This window comes from Chondromyces crocatus, from assembly GCF_001189295.1.
GTDB lineage: Bacteria > Myxococcota_A > Polyangia > Polyangiales > Polyangiaceae > Chondromyces > Chondromyces crocatus.
Window position 1 is genome coordinate 6,907,102 of the sequence record NZ_CP012159.1, and the last position, 19,010, is coordinate 6,926,111.

At 67.5% G+C, this 19,010-nt stretch carries 17 protein-coding genes; 8 read left to right on the forward strand and 9 right to left on the reverse strand.

Annotated features, from left to right (window positions below):
- Window positions 1-211: 211 nt before the first annotated feature.
- Complete coding sequence (locus CMC5_RS25190) at window positions 212-514, forward strand: hypothetical protein (protein ID WP_050432807.1); 303 nt, start codon at window positions 212-214, stop codon at window positions 512-514.
- Window positions 515-619: 105 nt separating this feature from the next.
- Here the strand turns inward: CMC5_RS25190 and CMC5_RS25195 are convergent, their stop codons facing one another.
- From CMC5_RS25195 to CMC5_RS25205, 3 genes are all read right to left on the reverse strand, one after another.
- Window positions 620-1,681 (reverse strand): hypothetical protein, encoded by a 1,062-nt coding sequence (locus tag CMC5_RS25195; protein ID WP_050432808.1) that lies wholly within the window; start codon window positions 1,679-1,681, stop codon window positions 620-622.
- Window positions 1,678-2,055, reverse strand: coding sequence for a hypothetical protein (locus tag CMC5_RS25200; protein WP_050432809.1), 378 nt, complete (start codon window positions 2,053-2,055; stop codon window positions 1,678-1,680). Before CMC5_RS25200 ends, CMC5_RS25195 begins: the two co-directional genes overlap by 4 nt.
- 98 nt (window positions 2,056-2,153) lie before the next feature.
- Complete coding sequence (locus CMC5_RS25205; protein ID WP_050432810.1) at window positions 2,154-2,873, reverse strand: hypothetical protein; 720 nt, start codon at window positions 2,871-2,873, stop codon at window positions 2,154-2,156.
- A 257-nt stretch (window positions 2,874-3,130) separates the two neighbouring features.
- On the opposite strand from CMC5_RS25205, the gene CMC5_RS46635 reads away from it, so the two are divergent.
- The gene (locus CMC5_RS46635; protein WP_179955479.1) at window positions 3,131-3,712 is read left to right on the forward strand and encodes a hypothetical protein; all 582 of its coding nucleotides are present in this window, start codon (window positions 3,131-3,133) and stop codon (window positions 3,710-3,712) included.
- A gap of 378 nt (window positions 3,713-4,090) precedes the next feature.
- Here the strand turns inward: CMC5_RS46635 and CMC5_RS25215 are convergent, their stop codons facing one another.
- The 3 genes from CMC5_RS25215 to CMC5_RS25225 form a co-directional block, all read right to left on the reverse strand.
- Window positions 4,091-4,372, reverse strand: coding sequence for a hypothetical protein (locus tag CMC5_RS25215; RefSeq protein ID WP_245677740.1), 282 nt, complete (start codon window positions 4,370-4,372; stop codon window positions 4,091-4,093).
- A 237-nt stretch (window positions 4,373-4,609) separates the two neighbouring features.
- On the reverse strand, window positions 4,610-5,782 hold the full coding sequence (gene mutY / locus CMC5_RS25220; protein ID WP_156338860.1) for an A/G-specific adenine glycosylase: 1,173 nt from the start codon (window positions 5,780-5,782) through the stop codon (window positions 4,610-4,612).
- 25 nt (window positions 5,783-5,807) lie between these two features.
- A complete protein-coding gene (locus CMC5_RS25225; RefSeq protein WP_050432812.1) occupies window positions 5,808-7,103 on the reverse strand; it encodes an aminopeptidase P N-terminal domain-containing protein in 1,296 nt (431 codons plus the stop codon).
- 576 nt (window positions 7,104-7,679) lie between these two features.
- Between CMC5_RS25225 and CMC5_RS25230 the strand changes: the two genes are divergently transcribed.
- The 4 genes from CMC5_RS25230 (at window position 7,680) to CMC5_RS25245 (ending at window position 10,752) form a co-directional block, all read left to right on the forward strand.
- Window positions 7,680-8,117, forward strand: a complete 438-nt coding sequence (locus CMC5_RS25230) for a hypothetical protein (RefSeq protein ID WP_050432813.1) — start codon at window positions 7,680-7,682, stop codon at window positions 8,115-8,117.
- Between the two features lie 56 nt (window positions 8,118-8,173).
- A complete protein-coding gene (locus tag CMC5_RS25235; protein WP_050432814.1) occupies window positions 8,174-8,698 on the forward strand; it encodes a hypothetical protein in 525 nt (174 codons plus the stop codon).
- Window positions 8,695-9,192 carry a hypothetical protein gene (locus CMC5_RS25240; RefSeq protein WP_050432815.1) on the forward strand — a complete coding sequence of 166 codons (498 nt, stop codon included), beginning with the start codon at window positions 8,695-8,697 and terminating at the stop codon, window positions 9,190-9,192. Before CMC5_RS25235 ends, CMC5_RS25240 begins: the two co-directional genes overlap by 4 nt.
- Before the next feature lie 402 nt (window positions 9,193-9,594).
- The gene (locus CMC5_RS25245) at window positions 9,595-10,752 is read left to right on the forward strand and encodes a phosphodiester glycosidase family protein (RefSeq protein ID WP_245677741.1); all 1,158 of its coding nucleotides are present in this window, start codon (window positions 9,595-9,597) and stop codon (window positions 10,750-10,752) included.
- A gap of 120 nt (window positions 10,753-10,872) precedes the next feature.
- Here CMC5_RS25245 and CMC5_RS25250 read toward each other — a convergent pair whose 3' ends face one another.
- Window positions 10,873-13,398 carry a hypothetical protein gene (locus tag CMC5_RS25250; protein ID WP_050432816.1) on the reverse strand — a complete coding sequence of 842 codons (2,526 nt, stop codon included), beginning with the start codon at window positions 13,396-13,398 and terminating at the stop codon, window positions 10,873-10,875.
- A 209-nt stretch (window positions 13,399-13,607) separates the two neighbouring features.
- On the opposite strand from CMC5_RS25250, the gene CMC5_RS25255 reads away from it, so the two are divergent.
- Entirely contained in the window at window positions 13,608-15,341 is a 1,734-nt protein-coding gene (locus CMC5_RS25255; protein WP_050432817.1) for a serine/threonine-protein kinase, read from the forward strand.
- Window positions 15,342-15,349: 8 nt separating this feature from the next.
- Here CMC5_RS25255 and CMC5_RS25260 read toward each other — a convergent pair whose 3' ends face one another.
- A complete protein-coding gene (locus CMC5_RS25260; RefSeq protein ID WP_245677742.1) occupies window positions 15,350-16,393 on the reverse strand; it encodes a hypothetical protein in 1,044 nt (347 codons plus the stop codon).
- 354 nt (window positions 16,394-16,747) lie between these two features.
- Here CMC5_RS25260 and CMC5_RS25265 point away from each other — a divergent pair, with 354 nt between their 5' ends.
- Window positions 16,748-17,014: a GlsB/YeaQ/YmgE family stress response membrane protein gene (locus tag CMC5_RS25265; RefSeq protein ID WP_050432819.1), complete on the forward strand. Its 267-nt coding sequence runs from the start codon at window positions 16,748-16,750 to the stop codon at window positions 17,012-17,014.
- A 229-nt stretch (window positions 17,015-17,243) separates the two neighbouring features.
- On the opposite strand, the gene CMC5_RS25270 is transcribed toward CMC5_RS25265, so the two are convergent.
- Complete coding sequence (locus tag CMC5_RS25270) at window positions 17,244-18,611, reverse strand: serine/threonine-protein kinase (RefSeq protein ID WP_050432820.1); 1,368 nt, start codon at window positions 18,609-18,611, stop codon at window positions 17,244-17,246.
- Between the last annotated feature and the right edge of the window lie 399 nt (window positions 18,612-19,010).

Sequence of the window (19,010 nt, forward strand, 5' to 3'; positions counted from 1 at the left end):
TCCATGATCGGGTGAAACACCGATTGAGCATTGAGAGAATCCAGGTGGCCGTACTCAGGAGAGCCGGAGAGGGAGAATCAGGAGATGACGGCACGGTCATTCTCCCCGGCCACCTGCCTCGTCCGACGAGACGTCGTCCCCGTGCACGACGGAGAGCAGGCGTCCCCTTCCGGGATGGCTCAGCACTGCCGCGTGAGATAGCCTACGGGCCATGACGAGCACCGGCCTCCCCTGGACGCTCTTGCTCCTGTCCGTCGCAGCCACGACGACAGCGAGCGGGTGCGCAGAAAGCGACAGCGAAGATCTCCCGCCGCCTCGCGGAGGCGTCATGGACGCGCCCATGGGCGGCGCAGAGCCGCCCGGCAGCGGCGATACGAGCACCGACACGGACCCTGACGTCGATACCGGCGCCGGTGGAGCCGGTGGCGCGCTGGGCGCCGGCGGCTCCACCGGCGCCGGTGTTGGCGGCACGGGTGCTGGTGCTGGCCCAGGCCTCGGTGGTGGGCTCCCCTGAGCGGCGCCTCGCGCATCCGGTCGTGAGGCCGCAGATCGCTCCGCTCTGGCCACACGAACGCTGACGGCGTCTCACGAGAGACGATTCATGCGGGAACGATCCTGCCTACCGCCGCGGGTCAGCGCTGTCCGCGGCGGATGACACCTGCGCAGGTCTGCTCAGGGGCGTGATCAGGATCCGATCGTCATCCCCAGCTTCGATGGCGGCGCGCACGTCGAGCGCGACTCCCCCGCATCCGAGCGCAAGGACGACGGGGGCAACAGGCTCTCTCCGACACGTGGGCTCTTCACTCACCTTCGCCGAAAAGGCCCTCCGCGCCATCGTGACGGCCAGGGAAATCCCGCTCACCCGAGCTGCTGCGTCCCCCGCGTCGATGGCGCGGACCGAGCGCGCTTCTTCGAGCCGCGTGAACATCTCCGGTCCCCCCACTGTCGCTTCGATGGGTCTCCCAGCGGCATCCTGGACCACCGCAACCTCCAGCGTCAGCTCCCGCTCCTCGCCCCCCACTCCCCCGGACACGCTGTAAGGCAAGCTCAGGAGCTTGGCACACCGCCGAACTCCCGCCGGTGCGTTGGGACCCGACGAGGGCCCGTCACCGGTCTCTTCGATCGAGCGACAGGCGGGCCAGGGCAGCGCCAGACTGAAGGGCACGAGCACGGACGCCGGTGCCTGGCTCATGGGAGCCCCTCCCCAGAGACGCGGATCCAGCAACCGATCGAGCCACAGCTCCACCTCACGCACAGCACGCTCCCGCAGCGCTTGCTGCGCATCGATGCGCGCCTCGGTCTCTTCGCCCGATGCAACGTCATCAGGTGCTCGCGCGATCTCCAGCTTCGCCAGCGCGACGCGCGCTCGCGCGGAGAAAGCCCCGTCCGGTAGGGCGCCCAGATAAGCTCGGAGCCCGGCGGCGCTCCCTTGTTTCACCTCGAAGTAGACCGGCTCGGCGCGCTGAAGCCAGCTCTTCACCTCACCAGCGAACGCTCCCTCCGGATAGCGCTTCAGGTAGTCGGATGCGGCCGACAGCCTCGCCTCGAGCGAAGGCTCCGTTCGATGTGCCCGGTACGCCGCATATTCCTGGGGACTCGCCACGAACCGCGCCCCCTCGACGCATCCACCGAGTGCTGCGGCGAGCGCCACGCAGAGCGCGGATCGCAGCGCCGACGTCATCGAGGCCCCTCTGAGAGCGGGCAAAAATTGCACTCGGTCGGCGTCGTGGCGCCCTGGTCAGCCATGTATTCCTCGTATGCCCCGCAGCTCGCCGCATAGAGCGCGTTCAGACACACCTCACCATCGTGCGCGAGGGGATAGCACCCCACAGGGAAGGCAACCCCATCGAGCGTGGGCGCGCACGCTCTCGCGCATGCTTCCGAGAGGATCCCACATGCCGTACATCGGTCGCAGTCCAGCTGCGCTTTGATCGCAAAGAACTTGAACGCATCCAGGTCCTCCGGTGTCTGCCCGCAGCTACCAATGTCCCCCACCACGGGCGCCGCGACGAACAAGCCGAGGAGCAGTGCGAGCCGCACGATGTCTCGGGTCACCGTGCGTGCGACAGGCCGGCGTTCACCGTGCCTCGGCGTCCTCGCCTGTCGAGCCGGTGTGGCTCCCGCCGATGCTCGCGCGTGCGTCCGTGCCTTCATCATGGCAAGATCTCGTAGTCGATCATCAACCCGAGCTGAGCCGACACGACGGGGTACACGGTGTACTGCTTCTCCCAGGTAGCAGCGCCATAGAACAGGTTGCCGATCAGCTCCCCCATCAAGGCGATCCTGGACGTCAAGAAATAGCCAGCCCCGACCCCGAGCTCACCACCGAGGTTCGTGTCTGGCGTGATGAGCAGTGAAGCTCCGAGTCGCCCGTAGGCGAGCACTCGCCCAGGGCCGCGATAAGCGATCATGTAGGTCGGCGAAAAAGACTGCTGCGCCACCCCCATCAGACCGATCGAAAACCGCAGCGAGGCGCCATGCTGCAAGCCATCTGCAGGACCGAGCATCGCCGCCACACCGAAATCCAGGTACGGCGCGGTGAGTGACAGCGACTCTCCCGTCGCGCCGAGCTGCGTCTGCAACCTGTAGGGGTTGTTGAGCCGGAGCCCTTGCCCCAAGGCAATGGTCCCCAGGACTCGCCCTGCCAAGCCAGGCTCACGTGAGAGTGGTCGATAGGCCGCTGCACGGGTGGCGTCGACTTGCCCCATCGCGGCCTCGTCTCCCTGCGCGCTCCCCGGCGAATTCCCGCTCTCCGCGCGAAGCTCGCTCTCTCTGGTGAGGGTCTGCGGTGCCGGAGACTGTGCCCACGCGGAGCAGGTCAGACTGACGAGAGGCACCAAGCCGCCCACCGCGAGCGCGATCTGTCCTCTCATGCTCCCGCCTTTTACCCCGACGCGGGGCCTTTCCGCACGATCAAACCCCACCGGCCACGGGAGCGGAACCTGCATTACCCCTGCTCGTGAGCCAACGACGCACATCAACCAACAAGCAAGCATCTCCCTGGGCGTCGGGCACCTCGGCCGAACAGGCCGGTTCCCCCTCCAGGTCAACCCTCTCACCCAGGGCCGCCACCTCGGCCCTGCGACGCGACGGAGGCGACCAGCGAAGCGTCAGACCGATGCGGGATCCCATGGATACGCTCGACGAGCCGTTCAGGAGCATCCCCGACGCGGACGAGCGCGAAGCTCCACCGCTGTATGGCAAAGACCACCTGGGCCGTGAACTCAGCGATGTCGTCCCGACCCTGGACGACGACGTGAGAGCCTATCGGCACCACCCCAACGAGGCTGGGCGCATCGCTTTCGACGTCAACCCCCACGCGGGAGACGCTGCCGCCGACCTCGCCATCGATCTCGGCTCCGAGTTCCTGGAAGGAGCGACCCGCGTACAGGACATGAGCGATCTGCACATGCTCCATGATGACCAGGATCCGGAAAGCGCGTTCCTCTACGAGGAAGAGCTGCTCAACGCATCCGACGAGCAGATTGGTGACGAGGTCCGACGCAGTGGATCCCACTTCGGCAGGCACCGGCGGGTAGGAAACGACGTGATGCAGGGCGACGACGTGGAGCTCGGCGAGGACGTCGACCTCCGAGCACTCGACGACGACAGCGGGTCGGCGCCGAGCGAACGGATGCTGAAGCGCTCGGCGAAGTCCACGTCGTCAGCCGCCGCGCCTACCGTCATCCGGCGCGCCGCCGGTCAGCGCTGAATGACCAATGCACGCAGGGGTGCACGGGGTTGAGCCGTGCACCTCTCCCGTGGACCGCTGCCCACGCTACGCAGTCCTCCGCGAGACTGTGGTCCTGAGTAACCAGGCCACGTCAGCACGGGGATAGGCATCGGCAGCAGGCAGTAGATTGCCGCGAATGGCTTGATGCAAACCACCGGAGCGTCAGGGTGAACCCGGGCCCCGAGGCGACACCGACGTCGAGGATGTCGGTACGGGTCGAGGCCGATTCAGTGATGGGAGTGTCGAGACCCGGCGCGCAGCGATCTGGCTCGCCGGGGTATCGTCCTCACGGAGGGCATGCGCGAGCGCAGGCCTCGCTCTCCGGGGAGTCGGGCGCTCTCCCGGTGGAGCCGATGCTCAGGCCTGGCCCGCGACGGGAAGCTCGGCGACGACCTCACCATCGATGCGGATGAAGGCCAGGAGACCCTCATCCTGGTAGGCGAGCACATCGAGCACGACGCGATCCGCCAGCGCGAGGACGTATAGCGCTCCATCGTCAGCCATCACGCTGCGCTCGTGCTCGCTCTCCCGCGCGACGACCGGGTCGCGCAGCTTCCTCCTCATCGTCGTCGCTGTCGTGGTCTTCTTGGGTGTCTCGGATTCCGCCATCTCGGCGACTGCCCGTCGTCGCTCAGCCATAATGAGCTCCTATCCGCTCCCTAGCCTTCCTGAACGGAGGCGACCTCCCCGCTGGTTCGGGGCGCCATCGACTTGCAAGCGCCTTCCGTGCCAGCCCACGGAATGAGGCATTTCTCGACATGATTTCTGCCGAGGGCGCAAGCCACAGCGTGGAAGCTGGCTGTTCTGGGACACTCTCCTCGGAGGGTGGTCAGGAAGCGCCGCGACCTGTGTGTCCAGTGCCTAGACGGTGCTCGGTCAGCGACGGGCGCGCTCTGCCCAGGCCGCGGAGGGCGATGCCGTAGACACGATCTTGCGCGCGAGCGTGGAAACGCCGACCTCGCTCGCGCTCGGATCCAGCCAGGATGCCTTCTCGTAAGGGCTGGCAAGCTTTGCTCGGCAGCGCCACGCCTCCGACACCTCGGCGCGCGCCACCGTGACCTCCATCCGACGATGCGTGAGGATGTGACGCACTCGCCCCGCTTCATGCAGTGCAAGTGTCGCTGGTATGCCAGCGTCGGCGAGGAGCGTCCGCGCTTCGTCGATCGAGTCCGAAGGGACCATGGGCGGCTCCCACAGCCCTCCGAAGAGGCCTCCCTCCTCTCGGCGGGCCAGCAGCACGCGCGAACCAGCCCAGACCACCGCGGCGACCATGCGGACGGAGGGGACCTCCCGCTTCGGCGCGATCACGGGTAGCTCTTCTTCACGCCCCGTGGCGCGCGCGACACAGTGGCCACTCACGGGGCATGCACCGCAGCGAGGAGCGCGGGGTGTACAGACCGTTGCACCAAGCTCCATGAGGGCCTGGTTGAAGCGCCCCGGTCGGGCCTCGGGCACGAGGCGCGCGGCCGCTTGCCACAGCAGCTTCTGACCTGCTGCGGATCGAATGTCGTCGTCGATGCCCTCGAGCCGGGAGAGAACGCGCGCGACATTGCCGTCGACGAGAGGCTCTCGGCGGTCGAACGCGATGCTTGCTACCGCGCCTGCGGTGTAAGCCCCGATGCCGGGCAATGCTCGAAGGGCGGCAGCATCTCCAGGGAATGCACCCGCATGGTGCTCAGTGACCTCGCGGGCGGCGAGGTGCATGACCCGCGCACGTCGGTAGTAGCCGAGGCCGCTCCACAGCGCGAGCACCTCGTCCAGCTCGGCGAGCGCGAGCTCACGAACCGTGGGGAACCGCGACAGAAAACGTTCGAAGTAAGGGATGACTGTCTCGACGCGGGTCTGCTGGAGCATGACCTCGCTCAGCCAGATTGCGTATGGGTCCCGCGTGCGGCGCCAGGGCAGATCACGAGCCGCACCGTCGAACCAGGCCCCGAGGGCGATAACCACTTCGTGATCCCGCTCGGGACCGGGCTCGATCGTCACCACAGGAGGGCCTGGCTCCCGCTCGAAAGGCAACGCAACCTGCCCTTTCGCCTTCTTCCTCACGCTCTCCTCGTCCCCAGAAGTCGGCTCACCCTCGACAGGCGCGCTCTACATCAGCGATCGTTCGGGGAATGTCGGCCGTGAGGACACGATTCCCCTCCGACGTCACAAGCGCATCGTCCTCGATGCGGACTCCGATCCCCCGATACTCGGGCGGAACATCGATGGCATCGTGGCGGATGTAGAGCCCCGGCTCGATGGTGATCACCATCCCCGGCAGCATGGGACGCGGCTCCCCTTCCGCGAAGTACGTGCCAGCGTCGTGCACGTCCATCCCCAGGTAATGACTGGTGCGGTGAAGGTAGTAGCGGCGATGAGAGCGCTCCTCCAGCACCTTCTCGAGCGGACCTTCCAGCAATCCGAGCGCGATGAGACCTGCAGAAACGACCTCCACCGCCACGTCATGGACGCGATCCACCGACACGCCGGGGCAGGTCGCCTCGATGGCGGCGCGCTGGGCTTCGAGCACCACTTCATAGATGCGTCGCTGCGCTGGAGAGAACACACCGTTCACCGGAAACGTGCGCGTGACGTCGCAAGCGTAGTAGCCGAACTCGCAACCGGCATCGATGAGCACCAGCTCCCCATCCGTCATGCGACGTCGGTTCGCTCGGTAATGGAGCACCGTCGCGTTGGGTCCGGATCCGACGATCGGCTCGTATGCCACCCGCTCGGCACCACTCCGCCGAAACACCTCACGCATCACCGCCTCCAGCTCGTACTCGTGACGCCCCGGAGCCGCGAGACGCATGGCTGCTACGTGCGCGTCACGGGTGATCTCTGCAGCACGATCCATCGCCGCGATCTCATGCTCCGATTTCACGATCCGCATCTCGTGCAGCAGCGTGCGAGGGTCGACGATCTCGGTGGGCCAGACGTGGGGTGTCCGACCTCGGCCACGCACGGCCTGGATGGCCTGCAGCACCTTGTCGTCGTTGGTACGATCGAAGCCGAGGCGGTGATGGAGGCGCCGGACGCCTCGGAGGTAGCGGGGCAGCACGTCTCCGAGCGCCTCGATGGGATACGCCACATCGAATCCATGGTGGACGACAGCACCGTCGACCCCCGCACGCTCCCCGTCCCAGATCTCTCGAGCGGGATCGCGAGGACGCACGAACAGGATCGCTTCATGCTCCTCGTGCTTGGTCGTCAAAAGCAAAACCGACTCGGGTTCGGTGAACCCGCTCAGATAGTAGAAGTCCGAGTCCTGTCGGTAGGCATGCTCGACATCATCATTGCGGAGCGCGACGGGCATCGAGAAGAGCAGCAGGGCGCCATCGAGTTGAGCGAGTACGCGCCTGCGGCGTTCACGAAACGCTTCCATGCTCTGCACGGTAGTCCATCCGTCCAGGCCTGGGGAAAGCGTCCAGCAGGCGCGTCATCCTCGCCTTGTGCATTGCTCTCCGATGGAAAAGGTTGCCGCGTGATGCACGCTGCATGAGACAGGGACCACCGACGACGCATGGATTCCGGGAAGCGACAGACACGAAGAATGACGCCTGACAACGAGGCGACGGCACGCCGACCCGGGCGACCATCCTCAGGCCGCCTTCCTGGAAAGACGAAAGGAATCAACGCGCTCTCCCGCGCACAGGGGGTGGGCATCTGCCTGGTCCTCTTGCTGCCGAGTGCCGTCGCCTGTGAAGAACGCCACCGCCCTTGGGAGGGCCAGGAAGGCCCACCCACCGTATTGAATGCTCCCTCAGGAGCACCGCGACCGCCGCTTTCCCCGCCGGGCGCGTCCGCCTCTGGCGCCGTTACCGACGCAACGGCCAGAGATCCCGCAGAACCTTCGCCGCAAGGAGGTGGCTCCGAGGGCGAAGCGCTCTCGGAGAGCCTGGAAGCTGCCGGGGGGAGCCCTGGTGGCGCGACGGCCCCGAGCGAACGGTTCACTCCCCCCGTGCGGGTCGGAGGCCCCTGGGTGCGCTGCTACGGCAACTTCCGGCTCTCGGGCGAGCCGCTCCACGACGTGACCCGCCTGGCGATGATGTGTGGTCCGTCGAACGGAATGCGCCGTCTTTCGATGGAAGCGGTCACGGGGGTGGTGGGCCAAGGCCGCTCCGAGGTGAGCGCCCCGCTCTCGTTGCACCGAGGATCCTGCTACCGCGTGTTCGCAGTCGCCGATCGAGGTATCGGCGACCTGGATGTCGTGATCCGCAGCAGCCGTGGCGTTGCGATCGCCACCGACGCCGGGGAAGACGCCTGGCCGATCGTGCAGCCTGACCGGCCTTTCTGCGCCCTGGACGACGACGAGGCGACCCTGGAATTCTCGGCGCGCAAGGGGACTGGCCGCTTCGCGGCCGAGGTCTGGGCCCTGGAGAGCGGTTCCGCCCGGTAGTGGCGCAGCCGGGGACCGTTGACATGGGTCAATCGGCCCGGTAGGGGTCGCGCACGATGGCCGACGAAGCCGACCCGCTGCGCGACGACGACAAGCCGGAAGGCGAAGTCGAGAAGAAGCGCTTGTTCGAGCGGGCTCTGGAGCGTGCGGTCCCGGAGATCATCAAGCGCGCCGTGGAGCGCGCCGTCGAGTCGGGGATCGACCGGCTCAGTGAGGGTCCGGAGAACCTGCGTCAGCTCGTGGGCGACATGAAGCTCCCCAAGGAGCTGCTCCACTATCTTTATACCCAGATCGACGAGACCAAGGTCGGTGTGTACCGGGTGGTCGCGAAGGAGATCCGGGATGTCCTCGAACAGACCAACCTGGCAGATGAGATCGCCAAGGTACTCACGAAGCTTTCTTTCGAGATCAAGACGGAGATCCGCTTCATTCCCAACGAAGCGGCCATCCGGAAGGAGGATGCGTCCGGGGAGGAGCCGCCGAAGAGCAGTGGCCTCCCGAAGCCCGAGGTGAGCTCTCAGGTGACCGTCAAGGATCGCAGCAAGGAGGCCGGCCGGGAGCGGCGGCGCGAGGAGAAGTGAGCACGAAGAAGCCCAAGACTGGCGGAGAGATCGATTCCTGGTGCACGAAGTGCAAGCTCGATCTCACTCACCGGATCATCGCCATGGTCGGGGACGATGTGAAGAAGGTGGAGTGCAAGACCTGCGGGTCGCACCACCTGTATCGGCCACCGAAGAGCGAGCGCGAGCGCGCCAAGGCACAGAAGGCCGTCGCGCGTGAAGCGCGCGAGTCTGCCCGAAGCTCGGGCACGAGCTCGAAGAGTTCGCGATCGTCGGAGCGCGCCAGCGCAAAGGCGGAGCGCGATCTCACGGCCATCTGGGAGAAGGCCATCGCGGGACAGCCCGCGGCGGCGTTCAAGCCCTACCGCATCACCCTGATCCTGGCGGAGGGTGAGCTCGTGCGGCACAGCAAGTTCGGCGACGGTGTGGTCGCGCGGGTCCTCGATCCGACCAAGGTCGAGATCCTGTTCAACGACGGCATCAAGGTGATGGCGCAGGGACAGCAACTGAGCTGATTCACGACAGGACGACGAAGCGCGCGCTCCATTCTTCGGAAAGAGCGCGCGCTTCGTTTTGTCCGGCCAGCTTCGTGCCGGGTAGAGAACCTCGTCGAGCGGGGCGCTCGATCGCGCCCGATGTCATGGACGCCGGCGGACACACTGTCTGGAACATCCACGGTCGAGTCGGATCACGCTCGAAGGGCTGGGCTGCGAGCCCGGGAAGTTGGGCACCCGCAGACGATCGAGTACGCTCCTCGTGTGGGGACCCCCATCACCGACTCCGGACCTCCGTTGCGCCAGCTTGCAACACCCGCCACCGACGAAGCGAGTTCCCCTTGGGCCGCCTCGACCCCCCCGAAGGCCGCTCACGCCCCCGGCTCAGGTCGCCGTGCCCGCTGGCTTCGCCGGCTGGGCATCGTGGGAGGGGTCGGCATCGTCGTGACGGGAGGCCTCTGGTACGCCATCCACCAGGTCCCCGGCTTCGCGCCAGCGGTCGTCGACGGAGTTCGTGCGGTAGTAGGGCCCGAGCCGATCGCCTGGATCGAGGACGTCGCTTACGGCATGGCGGATCGCGTCAATCAGCTCCGCTACGGGACCACGCCGCCAAAGACGTTCTGGGAAGAACCCGCACTCCCCACAGAGGAGACGGAGGAGGATGCCATCCTCCCCGCAAGCGTGACGGTCCCCGTCGCGGCCAGTGAGCGGGCAGCGCCACTGCCGTTCACGCCGCCCTACAAGAAGGTCGCCACCGCTGCCGATGGGACCTGGATCCCCATCGCGCACGCCGACGATCGAGGCGGCGATCCGATTCTCTGGAAGAGCGTCGTGCATCCCGATCCACGGCGCGGCTTCGCCGCTGTAGCGGTCGTGGCGATCGATCTCAGGGCCGCCGAGATTCGGCTCGTGGCAGGGACCCAGGAGCCGGTGGCGGTCCACAAGCTCCCTGACGAACTCCGCCCTGGCGTCGTTCCCCAGGAGCGCACCGATGACCTGCTCGCGGCCTTCAACGGTGGCTTCAAGGCCATGCACGGCAACTACGGGATGATGCTCGACGGCGTGAAGTTCCTGCCGCCGCGCAAGCGCGCCTGCACCATCGCATTCCACCGCGAAGGTGGCGTGCGGATCCGCACCTGGTCAGCGCTGAAGGCCGATGCCCCCAGCTTCACCAGCTACCGACAGACGCCCCCCTGTCTTGTCGAGCAGGGAAATTTGAACGCAGGGCTCTCGGAGTCGAACCGCAACTGGGGCTCTACCGTGAGTGGAGAAACGATCATCCGGCGCTCGGCGCTCGGGATCGACGAGACCGGTCGCTTCATGTTCTACGGCCTCGGCGAAGCCGTTTCCTCCGAGACGATGGGGCGCGCCATGAAGACCGCGGGCGCCCACGACGCTGCGCAGCTCGACGTGAACCACGCATACCCTCGCTTCCTGCTGTACACCCACGGTGTGGCGGGAGAGCCACCCATCGCCGAGTCGTCCCTCATCCCGGACGTGAACTTCAAGGCGACGGAGTACGTCACGGATCCGTCGCCTCGCGACTTCTTCTACGTCGCACGCCGAAAGACCGCATCCTGATGCGCTGAGCGGGCGCCCACCAGCGCCCGGAAGTTCCTCGGAGCCCGCCCGCATGCGTGACGACGCCCGCATGCGTGACGACAGCAGAAGAACAGCTTCCCCCCCCGAGGATGCCTCTAATCAGGAGATCCGATCGACGACGCTCGTCTTGAGCTCGATCGCCCAGCAGGGCGCCCCTTTCTGGGGTTCGTCTCCAGGAGCGCTCACCGAAAGCTCCACCCGGGTCGGCCCGACCGCGCGCAGGTAGAGCCGCTGCCCAATCGCAGACGGGCCCAGCGAGCACGCAGCCCGCGACACGCGCGGATCGTCGGCCGCGACCTCGCCATCGTCCTCGGCAGCAAGGAACAGGATGTCCACGTCGGGCTTCGTGCAGTTCCCGAGATCGCGCCACTCGTCGTAGTCGCTCTGCGGATCGAGCACGTCGTAGAGCTGCCCATGGCGAGCACGGCCGACGCGGTAGCGGAAGTTCTCTCGCTTCTCGGCGCGCAGCATCGCGCCGAGTCGATCGAACTTCAGCGTGAGCACGCCGAGCGCAGTGCTCGTCTTCGCCGTGGGAGCGGTGACGTTCACCTTGTCGGGTTCCTTGAACTTGTGGATGTGGACGCCCTGCGGAAGCGTCTCCTCCAGCAGCTCGAGGAAGAGCGGGTGCATCCCGAGCCGACCGCCGATGAACACCCGCAGCCCCTGGTAGGGCTCGGGTTCCCGTCCGATCTTGGTGATCCCGGCCGCCAGAGCCTCCTTGATGTGCTGGATGCCCTGAAGGAACCAGTCTTCCAGCGCGGCGCCCAGGCTCCCGCGATCGACCGGCAATGTCATCTCCACCAGCTCACCGCTGGCGCTCATGAGGTGGACGGTCTCGGCGAGTTTCGCCTTCATGCTCTGCTCGAGCAGCGGCCTCAGGTAATCCTTGAGGAAGACGACGTTCGCGCGCGCCTCGGGCGACGGTGCCAGCAAGTCCTCTGGAATGTCGTTCTCCGGCTCGTCCAGAGGCCGCTCGAACACGATGCGCGCCTCCTGCATCCGCGGCGTCGCAGCGTACACGCGGTAGGCAAGCCGATGGAGAAGCCGCTCCCCGCCGAGCCACGAGATGGCCGAGGGATCCAGGTACTCGATGACCCGATCATGCCCGTCGGCCCGCTCGTCCACCTTCCCCGCCCGCAGGTTACCGAGAAGCACACCGGTCTCACTGGCTCCTGCGTCGATGGCGCAGAACGCCACCGGCCCGTCTTTCGGCTGGATGCCGAACACCCGGAAGGCGTGGGCAGCGAACGCCAGCGCTGACGGGCCGGCATCAGCGACCAGGAAGTCCTTGAGATCGTGGTACTCGCAGAGCCCCGCCGGCAGGCTCCGGTAGAGACCGCGACGGAAGGCCACCAGCACGCTGGTACGCCGCTCGGCCGACCAGCCTGTGGGCATGGTGATCGCGTAGCGCGTGTGCAGCCCCCGCGTCCGGTGGTTGACGTTCAGCCCGATGTAATAAGCGTAGAGTTCCAGCGGATCGAACGGGTCATGCGCGCCGATGCCATCCTCATCGATGATGGGCGGCGCCGGCTTCCGGAGGTTCTCGACGGTCTCGGGATCGCTGCTGCCTCGCAGCCGGAACGACTCCTTCCGCTCCACGCGCTCTCGCAGCAGAGGCAAGGCCGTGATCGTCGACACCGCCCGCGATGCCTGCTCCGGGCTCTTCCGGGAGCGCGCCGCCTTCGCAGCGTGCCCCACCACCACGTCACTCCACCGGGTGAGCGGCTGGATCACACGCTCCCGCCAGGCCTTCGTGACACGGCTCAGCGTCTCGAAGCTCACCTCGCTCGGGTTCTCGTTGTCCGCAGCCACCTCGAGCGGCCGCACCGCACCGATCCGAACGAGCTCGGTCTGGCTGCGCTCTCCGCGCAGTGCGACCACGGTCGAGGCCGCGCCGATGTCGATGGCGACCCACTCTCGCAGCACGTCGAGCCGCGGATCCCGGCGCTTCACTTCCGGCGGGACGGGATCCTTGTCGACCTTCCCCGCACGCTTCAGCAGCCCGACCACCTTGCCCTGCCGCAGGATGGCGATCGCGGTCGTGCCCACATAGCGGCTCCCGGTCCAGAACCCTTGCGCCACATCGGTCAGCACCGATCCCTTGACAGGATCGAGCTTCGCCACCAGCGACGGAAAGAAATCGGCGAGCAGATCGGGACCTGGAACCGCGTCGTACCGCTCGATCTTGATGGGGGGCGAGTAGTAGTCCTGAAGCCCGTTGCCGTAGATCCTCGGGCTCACCTGGATGAGCTTCAGGTACGGCACCGGACACGACTGCTCGTCGAGCCTGTACTCCTGGTAGCGACCGCTCGGAGCGACGGTGTTCTCCATCTCCGGCGCGACGCGCGGCACGCTCGCGCTCATCTCGGTGCCGAAGTACATGAACTTCGTCCCCGCTCCGCCAGTGAAGGCGGCGATGCGCACCTCGTTGAAGCTCGCCTGCCCCACGATGAGAGGAGGGAGCGCGATGAGGTAGTCGAGCACCAGCGTCGTGGTCCACGGTTGGTCGAAAAGGCGCGACTCCCAGCGCATCACCAGGGTCGGGTACCCGCGACCTTCGAGCGACGCGATCCGCTCCGCCTCGCGGACCAGGGCTTCATCGATTGACAGCTCGTAGAGCGTCATAACGGGGCCGACGTTATCACGAAGCATCTCGAATCCACTCGGAGCTGGACACAAAAAGGCGTGAGCGCCCAGCCCCGTCACTGCGTGGTCCCCCACGTGCCCACATCGCGCCCAGATGGTCGCTCGACTCGTCCAAGGCCATAGGCCGGCCTCCGGGGAGCATGGTAGGCTCGCAGCGTGCTTGGTCTATCGTTCTCAGGACGGCGTTCGTGAGCCTCGCACCCGGCGAGATCGTCGACGGAAAGTACCGCATCGTCCGCCTCCTCGGTCAGGGGGGCATGGGTGAGGTCTACGAGGGCGAGAACACCCGGATCCGGCGACGGGTGGCGATCAAGGTCCTCCACGCCACCATCTCCGCACAGGACGAGTCGGTGACGCGCTTCGAGCGCGAGGCGCAGGCCGCGGCCCGCATCGGCTCGGATCACATCTGCGAGGTGCTCGACCTCGGCGCGCTGGCCGACGGCACGCGCTACATGGTGATGGAGTACCTCGACGGCGAGACACTCGGCGCGCGGATCAAGAACTCGGGGCGTCTCCCGCCAGACCGGCTCATCCCGATCATGGCGCAAGTGCTCGACGGCCTCGGAGCAGCCCACGCCGCGGGCATCGTCCACCGCGACCTCAAGCCCGACAACATCTTCATCCTCCAGCGAAAAGCGGGCCTCTCCGACTTCGTCAAGATCCTCGACTTCGGCGTCTCGAAGTTCTCACAGCTCGGCGGCGACGAGATGAACGTCACCCGCGTCGGGGCCGTGGTCGGCACGCCTTACTACATGTCACCAGAGCAGGCCCGCGGCCTCTCCGTCGACCACCGGAGTGACGTCTACGCCCTCGGCGTGCTGCTCTACCAGGCGGCGACGGGCCAGGTCCCCTTCCAGGCCGCCACCTTCAACGAGCTGCTCTTCAAGATCGCGCTCGAACCAGCCCCCCCGCCGCAACATTTCGTCCCCGATCTCGATCCCGACTTCGCGGCGATCATCCAGCGCGCGATGGCACGCGAAGGCTCGTACCGCTACCAGTCCTGCGCCGAGATGAAGGACGCCCTCGTGGCCTGGGCAGCCTCGCGTCCGCACCTCGCCACAGCGGGTCCCTTGCTCCAGGCCGCCGTGGCGCAGCGCCCGCAGACGCAAGCACATCCGGTCATGCCAGCGCCAGGTAACATCAGCGCGCCCGGCTTCACGCCAGCCCCTGGCCACCTCAACGCGCCGACGTTCACGCCTGCGCCGGGCCATCTCAGCGCGCCGACGTTCACGCCCGCCCCTGGCAACATCAGCGCCCCCAACATCACGCCTGCCCCTGGCAACATCAGCGCCCCCGGCTTCACGCCTGCCCCAGGCCATCTCCACGCGCCAGGCTTCACGCCTGCCCCCGGCCATCTCAACGCCCCGAACCTCGGAGGCCCCCCGACTGGCGGCTCCCTCCCGCCCGGAGGCGGTGCGTGGGGCAACGCCTCGGCGCCCATCGGCGTACCCGCCCCTCATACAGCGAGCACCTGGGGCGACACCTCCAGCGCCACCACGCAGAAGAAGCCCTCCAAGGGAACGACGTTCGCGCTCCTCGGCGTCGGCGGGGTGGTGCTGCTCGGCGGCGTCTTGGCCGTCCTTTTCACATCGAAACCGACGGATCCTGGACGCTCTCCGGCAACGACCCCGAGCGTGGCGGAGAGCGCCCCGATCGCCTCGGCAGGCACTCCGCCGTCCCCTGAGCCTCCCCCCACAGCCGCTCCCATCGAGACCGCTTCGGCCCCGAGCACGGCGACCCCCGCCGAGACGGTCGCGGCCATCGACACGGCGGCTCCCGCAGCCACCCAGCAGACGTCTCCCCCCACAGGGACATGGCCGCCAGCCGTCCGGACTCCCCCCAGCAACACGTCCCGCCCCCAGACACCTCCGGTCACCAGCACCAAACCGAGAACGGGGAACGCAGCGGACCCGGGCTACTGAGCGACGTCTCAGAATGCGCCCTGGAGCCCGAACTCCCGGGGCGTCACGTACGGCACCACCCAGCCCTGCTGAGGAGCGCTCGGCTTCCGCGTCAAACCGAGCACTGTCATCGCCACCCCACCGGCGAGGAGAGCGCCGCCTCCGACGAGCCCGATCACCCCGATCGTCTTCTGCGATGCAGCGTCCGCATCACGCTGCGTGATCTCGCCTTGCTGAGACGATGTGCAGCCGGCCACGCTGCACGCGGCGAACAGATCATCGGCCTCTCCCTGGGTCCCGCCACCGATCACGGTGAAGGCGATCCCGACGCCCAGCCCGGCCAGACCCAGTCCACCGACCCCGAGCCCGATCCACGTCAGCGCGCTCCCGCCCCCCTTGCTCCCTCCATCCTGAGGAGAGGAGGACGTCGCTGGCTGTCGCGTCCCTTCGGGATCGTCCGTCGAACTGGACGGCACCCCTGAAGGGAGCGGCCCCTCGGGGACGGTCAGCGACACCTCTTTCTTCTCGCCATCCCCCAGGGTGACGGCCTCTTCCACGGGCTTCATCCCCGTCAAGTACGCCGTGACGCGGTGCTGCCCTGGATCGATGGGACGGAACACACCGATCAGGGCGTCGGGCACCTGCTGCTCATCGATCTTGACCTGGAACTTGCGCCCGCCCGCGCCCTGGACCGAGACCTTCATCGACGCGATGCGCGGCTCGATCGCTGCAAGCTCGTCCCGTGCCTCTTGCTGCGCGTTCCTGAAAGCCCCCGCGGCGGTGGGGGCCAGCTCCTCGCGGATGATCTTGAGGTAGGTCTCCTTGGCCAGCACGAGCCGCCCGAGCTTCGCCTGAGCCCGCGCGACGATGATCAGGTGCGTGGGGGCGTGCATCAGCGCCTCCGCACGGCTGGCGAGATCGATGGCCTCGTCGAACCTGCCTGCCGAGAGCGACTCCGTCGCCTGCGACCAGAGCGACCGCGCCGCTGCTTTGTCCTGATCCGACTGAGCCTGAGCAGCGCCTGCCGGCAAGAGCAACGACAGCGCCAACGCCACCGGAGCGAACCGTCTCACACGCAATCGAGCCTCCACCGGGCGACCGTACCACACCCGTCAGCAGCGGAACCATCTCGCCGAATTTGCCGACCGTGTGCACGGCCGCATCGACGCGTCCGCACATGCGAGGACATCCCTGGCCCGCTCCCATGAAAGCGATGCTGTACCCTTCGCGCCCAGCGCCCAGCCGCTCCGGCCCCCCTTCGCGCATACGGAGGAGCGCTGGCAGTGCACTCGGACCATGCCCCTGTCCCAGGGGGTGCGCGAGGCACTCATCCGGACTCGGCACAACGCCTGCAACGCCCTCGCTCGAACCAACTGCCGAGCAACGGGCTCGCGGCATCTCCCGCAGCCGACTCGGGGGAGAGAATCATGTACATCCTGATGTGGATCGTGTTCGGCCTGGTCGTCGGCGTCATCGCGAAGCTCCTGACACCTGGACGCGAACCTGGAGGGTTCATCTTGACCACGCTGCTCGGCATCGGCGGCGCCGTCGTGGGTGGGTTCCTCGGCCGTGTGATCGGCCTCTACCCGACGTACCAGTCGACTGGGGGCTTCTTCATGTCGATCCTCGGCGCGGTGGTCATTCTCGCCATCTACAACGCGGTCACCAGCCGCCGCTCCAGGACGCTTCGCTGAAGCACCCAGCGGCTCGGGAGCGCGTCCCCCCGGGACGCCTCCCTGACGGACACGGCACCAACGTACGGCGGGGTGGAGCGGTCGAACAGCGGACCGCACGCCCCGCCATTTCCGTCTCTGCGCGGCCAATACCGCGCGCGCAGTAGCGCCTCACTCAATGCGGCCAGCACCGCGCGCGAGTAGCGCCTCACTCAGCGCGACCAACTTCGCGGGCGCAGTAGCATCTGACTCAGCGCCACCGCAGCTTGATGGCGCCGGCAGTGAGCGCGAGCGCCGTCATCAACACGCCTGGGGCCCACCACCACGACGCTCGCTCCCCAGTGTGCGGCACGAGTACGCGCACGGTCGGTCGATCGCGATCCGGGGGCGCGGCCGGCGGAATGCTCGACACCCGCGCGCGCCCGGAGCCCCGGAAGCTCGCCGAGTTTCGCATGGCCCGCGGCAGCGTCCCTTGCCCCGTCACCGCGCGCACCAGCGCAGCGAGCTCGCCTCCTTCAGGAGCCCACGGCCCCTCCCCCAGCGTGACCAGCACCGCGGCCAGCGCCTCCTCCATCTCGAGCGCATCCTCGAAGCGCTGCTGCGGCTCGGGTGACAGCGCCCGCCGCACGGCCTCTTCGAGCAGCGCCGGACACCCCACACCGAGCGACGACAGCGCTGGCACCTCGGTCGCGAGCGCTGCGCGCATCAGCTCGTCGCAATCACGGCCCCGGAACAGCCGCCGCCCGGTGAGCAGCTCGAACAGCAGCACCCCCACGGCAAACAGATCGGTCCGCGCGTCCACCGCCTGCCCGAGCATCTGCTCCGGCGCGAGGTAGCCCGGCGTCCCCTTGATCACCCCCACGCTCGCGATCCGTCGCTCCCCCGAGGGCAGCTCGGATGCCGCATCCTCCGCCTCGTCGCTGCCTTGCGGAGGCCATGACGCCGACCACGGAGCCGACGCGGGGTCTTGCTCTTCACCGAGCCCGGTCGCCTTGGCCACCCCGAAATCCGTCAGCTTCACCTCGCCCTCGAACGACAGCAGCACGTTCCTCGGGCTCACGTCCCGGTGGACCAACCCGAGCGCCTGACCATCCTCCCCGACGAGCGCGTGCGCATGGCCCAGCGCGCGCAGCAGCGCGATCCCGATCGCCACCACATCGCGCAGCGGCACCTGCCGTCCAGTCGCCGCCTGGAAGCGCAGCACTGCCGACAGCGTGCACCCCTCCACGTGCTCCAGTACCAGATGGCTCTTCCCCTCGTGGCGCACGAAGTCGTGGAATCGCACCACGTTCGGGTGCCTCAAGCGGGCGGCGATCCATGCCTCGGCCTGGAATGCCTGCACGGTCGCAGGGTCTGCCTGCATCTCTGGCAAGAGCCGCTTGATCACCACCGGATGCGAAATCCCGCACGGCCCCACGCGACGCGCCAGGAACAGCTCGGCCATGCCTCCCGTCGCCAGCCTGGAGACGATCTCGTAGAACCCGTTGCCGACCGGCAGGGTCTCACGGTCCGAGCGATCCCCTGGCGTGCAGCGAGCCGGACTCCGCGTCCCAGCCCCTCGCCGAGGAACCCACCGCAGGAGCCGATCTCCTGCTCCCCGGTTCTCGAACCCGGCCACACGCACCTTACGCCCACGGAGCCCTACTTCTCGCGGCATCTAGCGGGACGTCTCTCCATCACCAAGCGTGCCAGGCCTCGAGATGGTCCATTTCATGCGTCCGATGAGCGAATCCTGCGCGGTACGGCATCACGCCTCGGCCTCGCGGAGCCAACCGCAGGCCCCCCTCTCCTGCGCTCGTCCGAGCCCCCCGAGCGTGGTCTTGGACGTCGCCCCCTCCCTTCCTCATTCCCGCTCACTGCGCCTGAACCGTCGCGCGAGACACCGTGCCGCGCTCGCGCCCGCCGTGCTGGCCTCGCACGCCGCGACGCCGTCGTCCCCCTTCGACATCCCGGTCCACCTCACCACACGGATCCCGTCCCCTCCATGACTTCCATCGAAGCGAGGCCCCAGCAGCCC

What these genes read in the sequence shown, in the direction of transcription:
- CMC5_RS25190 (WP_050432807.1), top strand. Translation starts at nt 212, where the DNA reads ATGACGAGCACCGGCCTCCCCTGGACGCTCTTGCTCCTGTCCGTCGCA.
- CMC5_RS25195 (WP_050432808.1), bottom strand. Translation starts at nt 1,681, where the DNA reads ATGACGTCGGCGCTGCGATCCGCGCTCTGCGTGGCGCTCGCCGCAGCA.
- CMC5_RS25205 (WP_050432810.1), bottom strand. Translation starts at nt 2,873, where the DNA reads ATGAGAGGACAGATCGCGCTCGCGGTGGGCGGCTTGGTGCCTCTCGTC.
- CMC5_RS46635 (WP_179955479.1), top strand. Translation starts at nt 3,131, where the DNA reads ATGGATACGCTCGACGAGCCGTTCAGGAGCATCCCCGACGCGGACGAG.
- CMC5_RS25215 (WP_245677740.1), bottom strand. Translation starts at nt 4,372, where the DNA reads ATGGCTGAGCGACGACGGGCAGTCGCCGAGATGGCGGAATCCGAGACA.
- CMC5_RS25225 (WP_050432812.1), bottom strand. Translation starts at nt 7,103, where the DNA reads ATGGAAGCGTTTCGTGAACGCCGCAGGCGCGTACTCGCTCAACTCGAT.
- CMC5_RS25235 (WP_050432814.1), top strand. Translation starts at nt 8,174, where the DNA reads ATGGCCGACGAAGCCGACCCGCTGCGCGACGACGACAAGCCGGAAGGC.
- CMC5_RS25250 (WP_050432816.1), bottom strand. Translation starts at nt 13,398, where the DNA reads ATGACGCTCTACGAGCTGTCAATCGATGAAGCCCTGGTCCGCGAGGCG.
- CMC5_RS25265 (WP_050432819.1), top strand. Translation starts at nt 16,748, where the DNA reads ATGTACATCCTGATGTGGATCGTGTTCGGCCTGGTCGTCGGCGTCATC.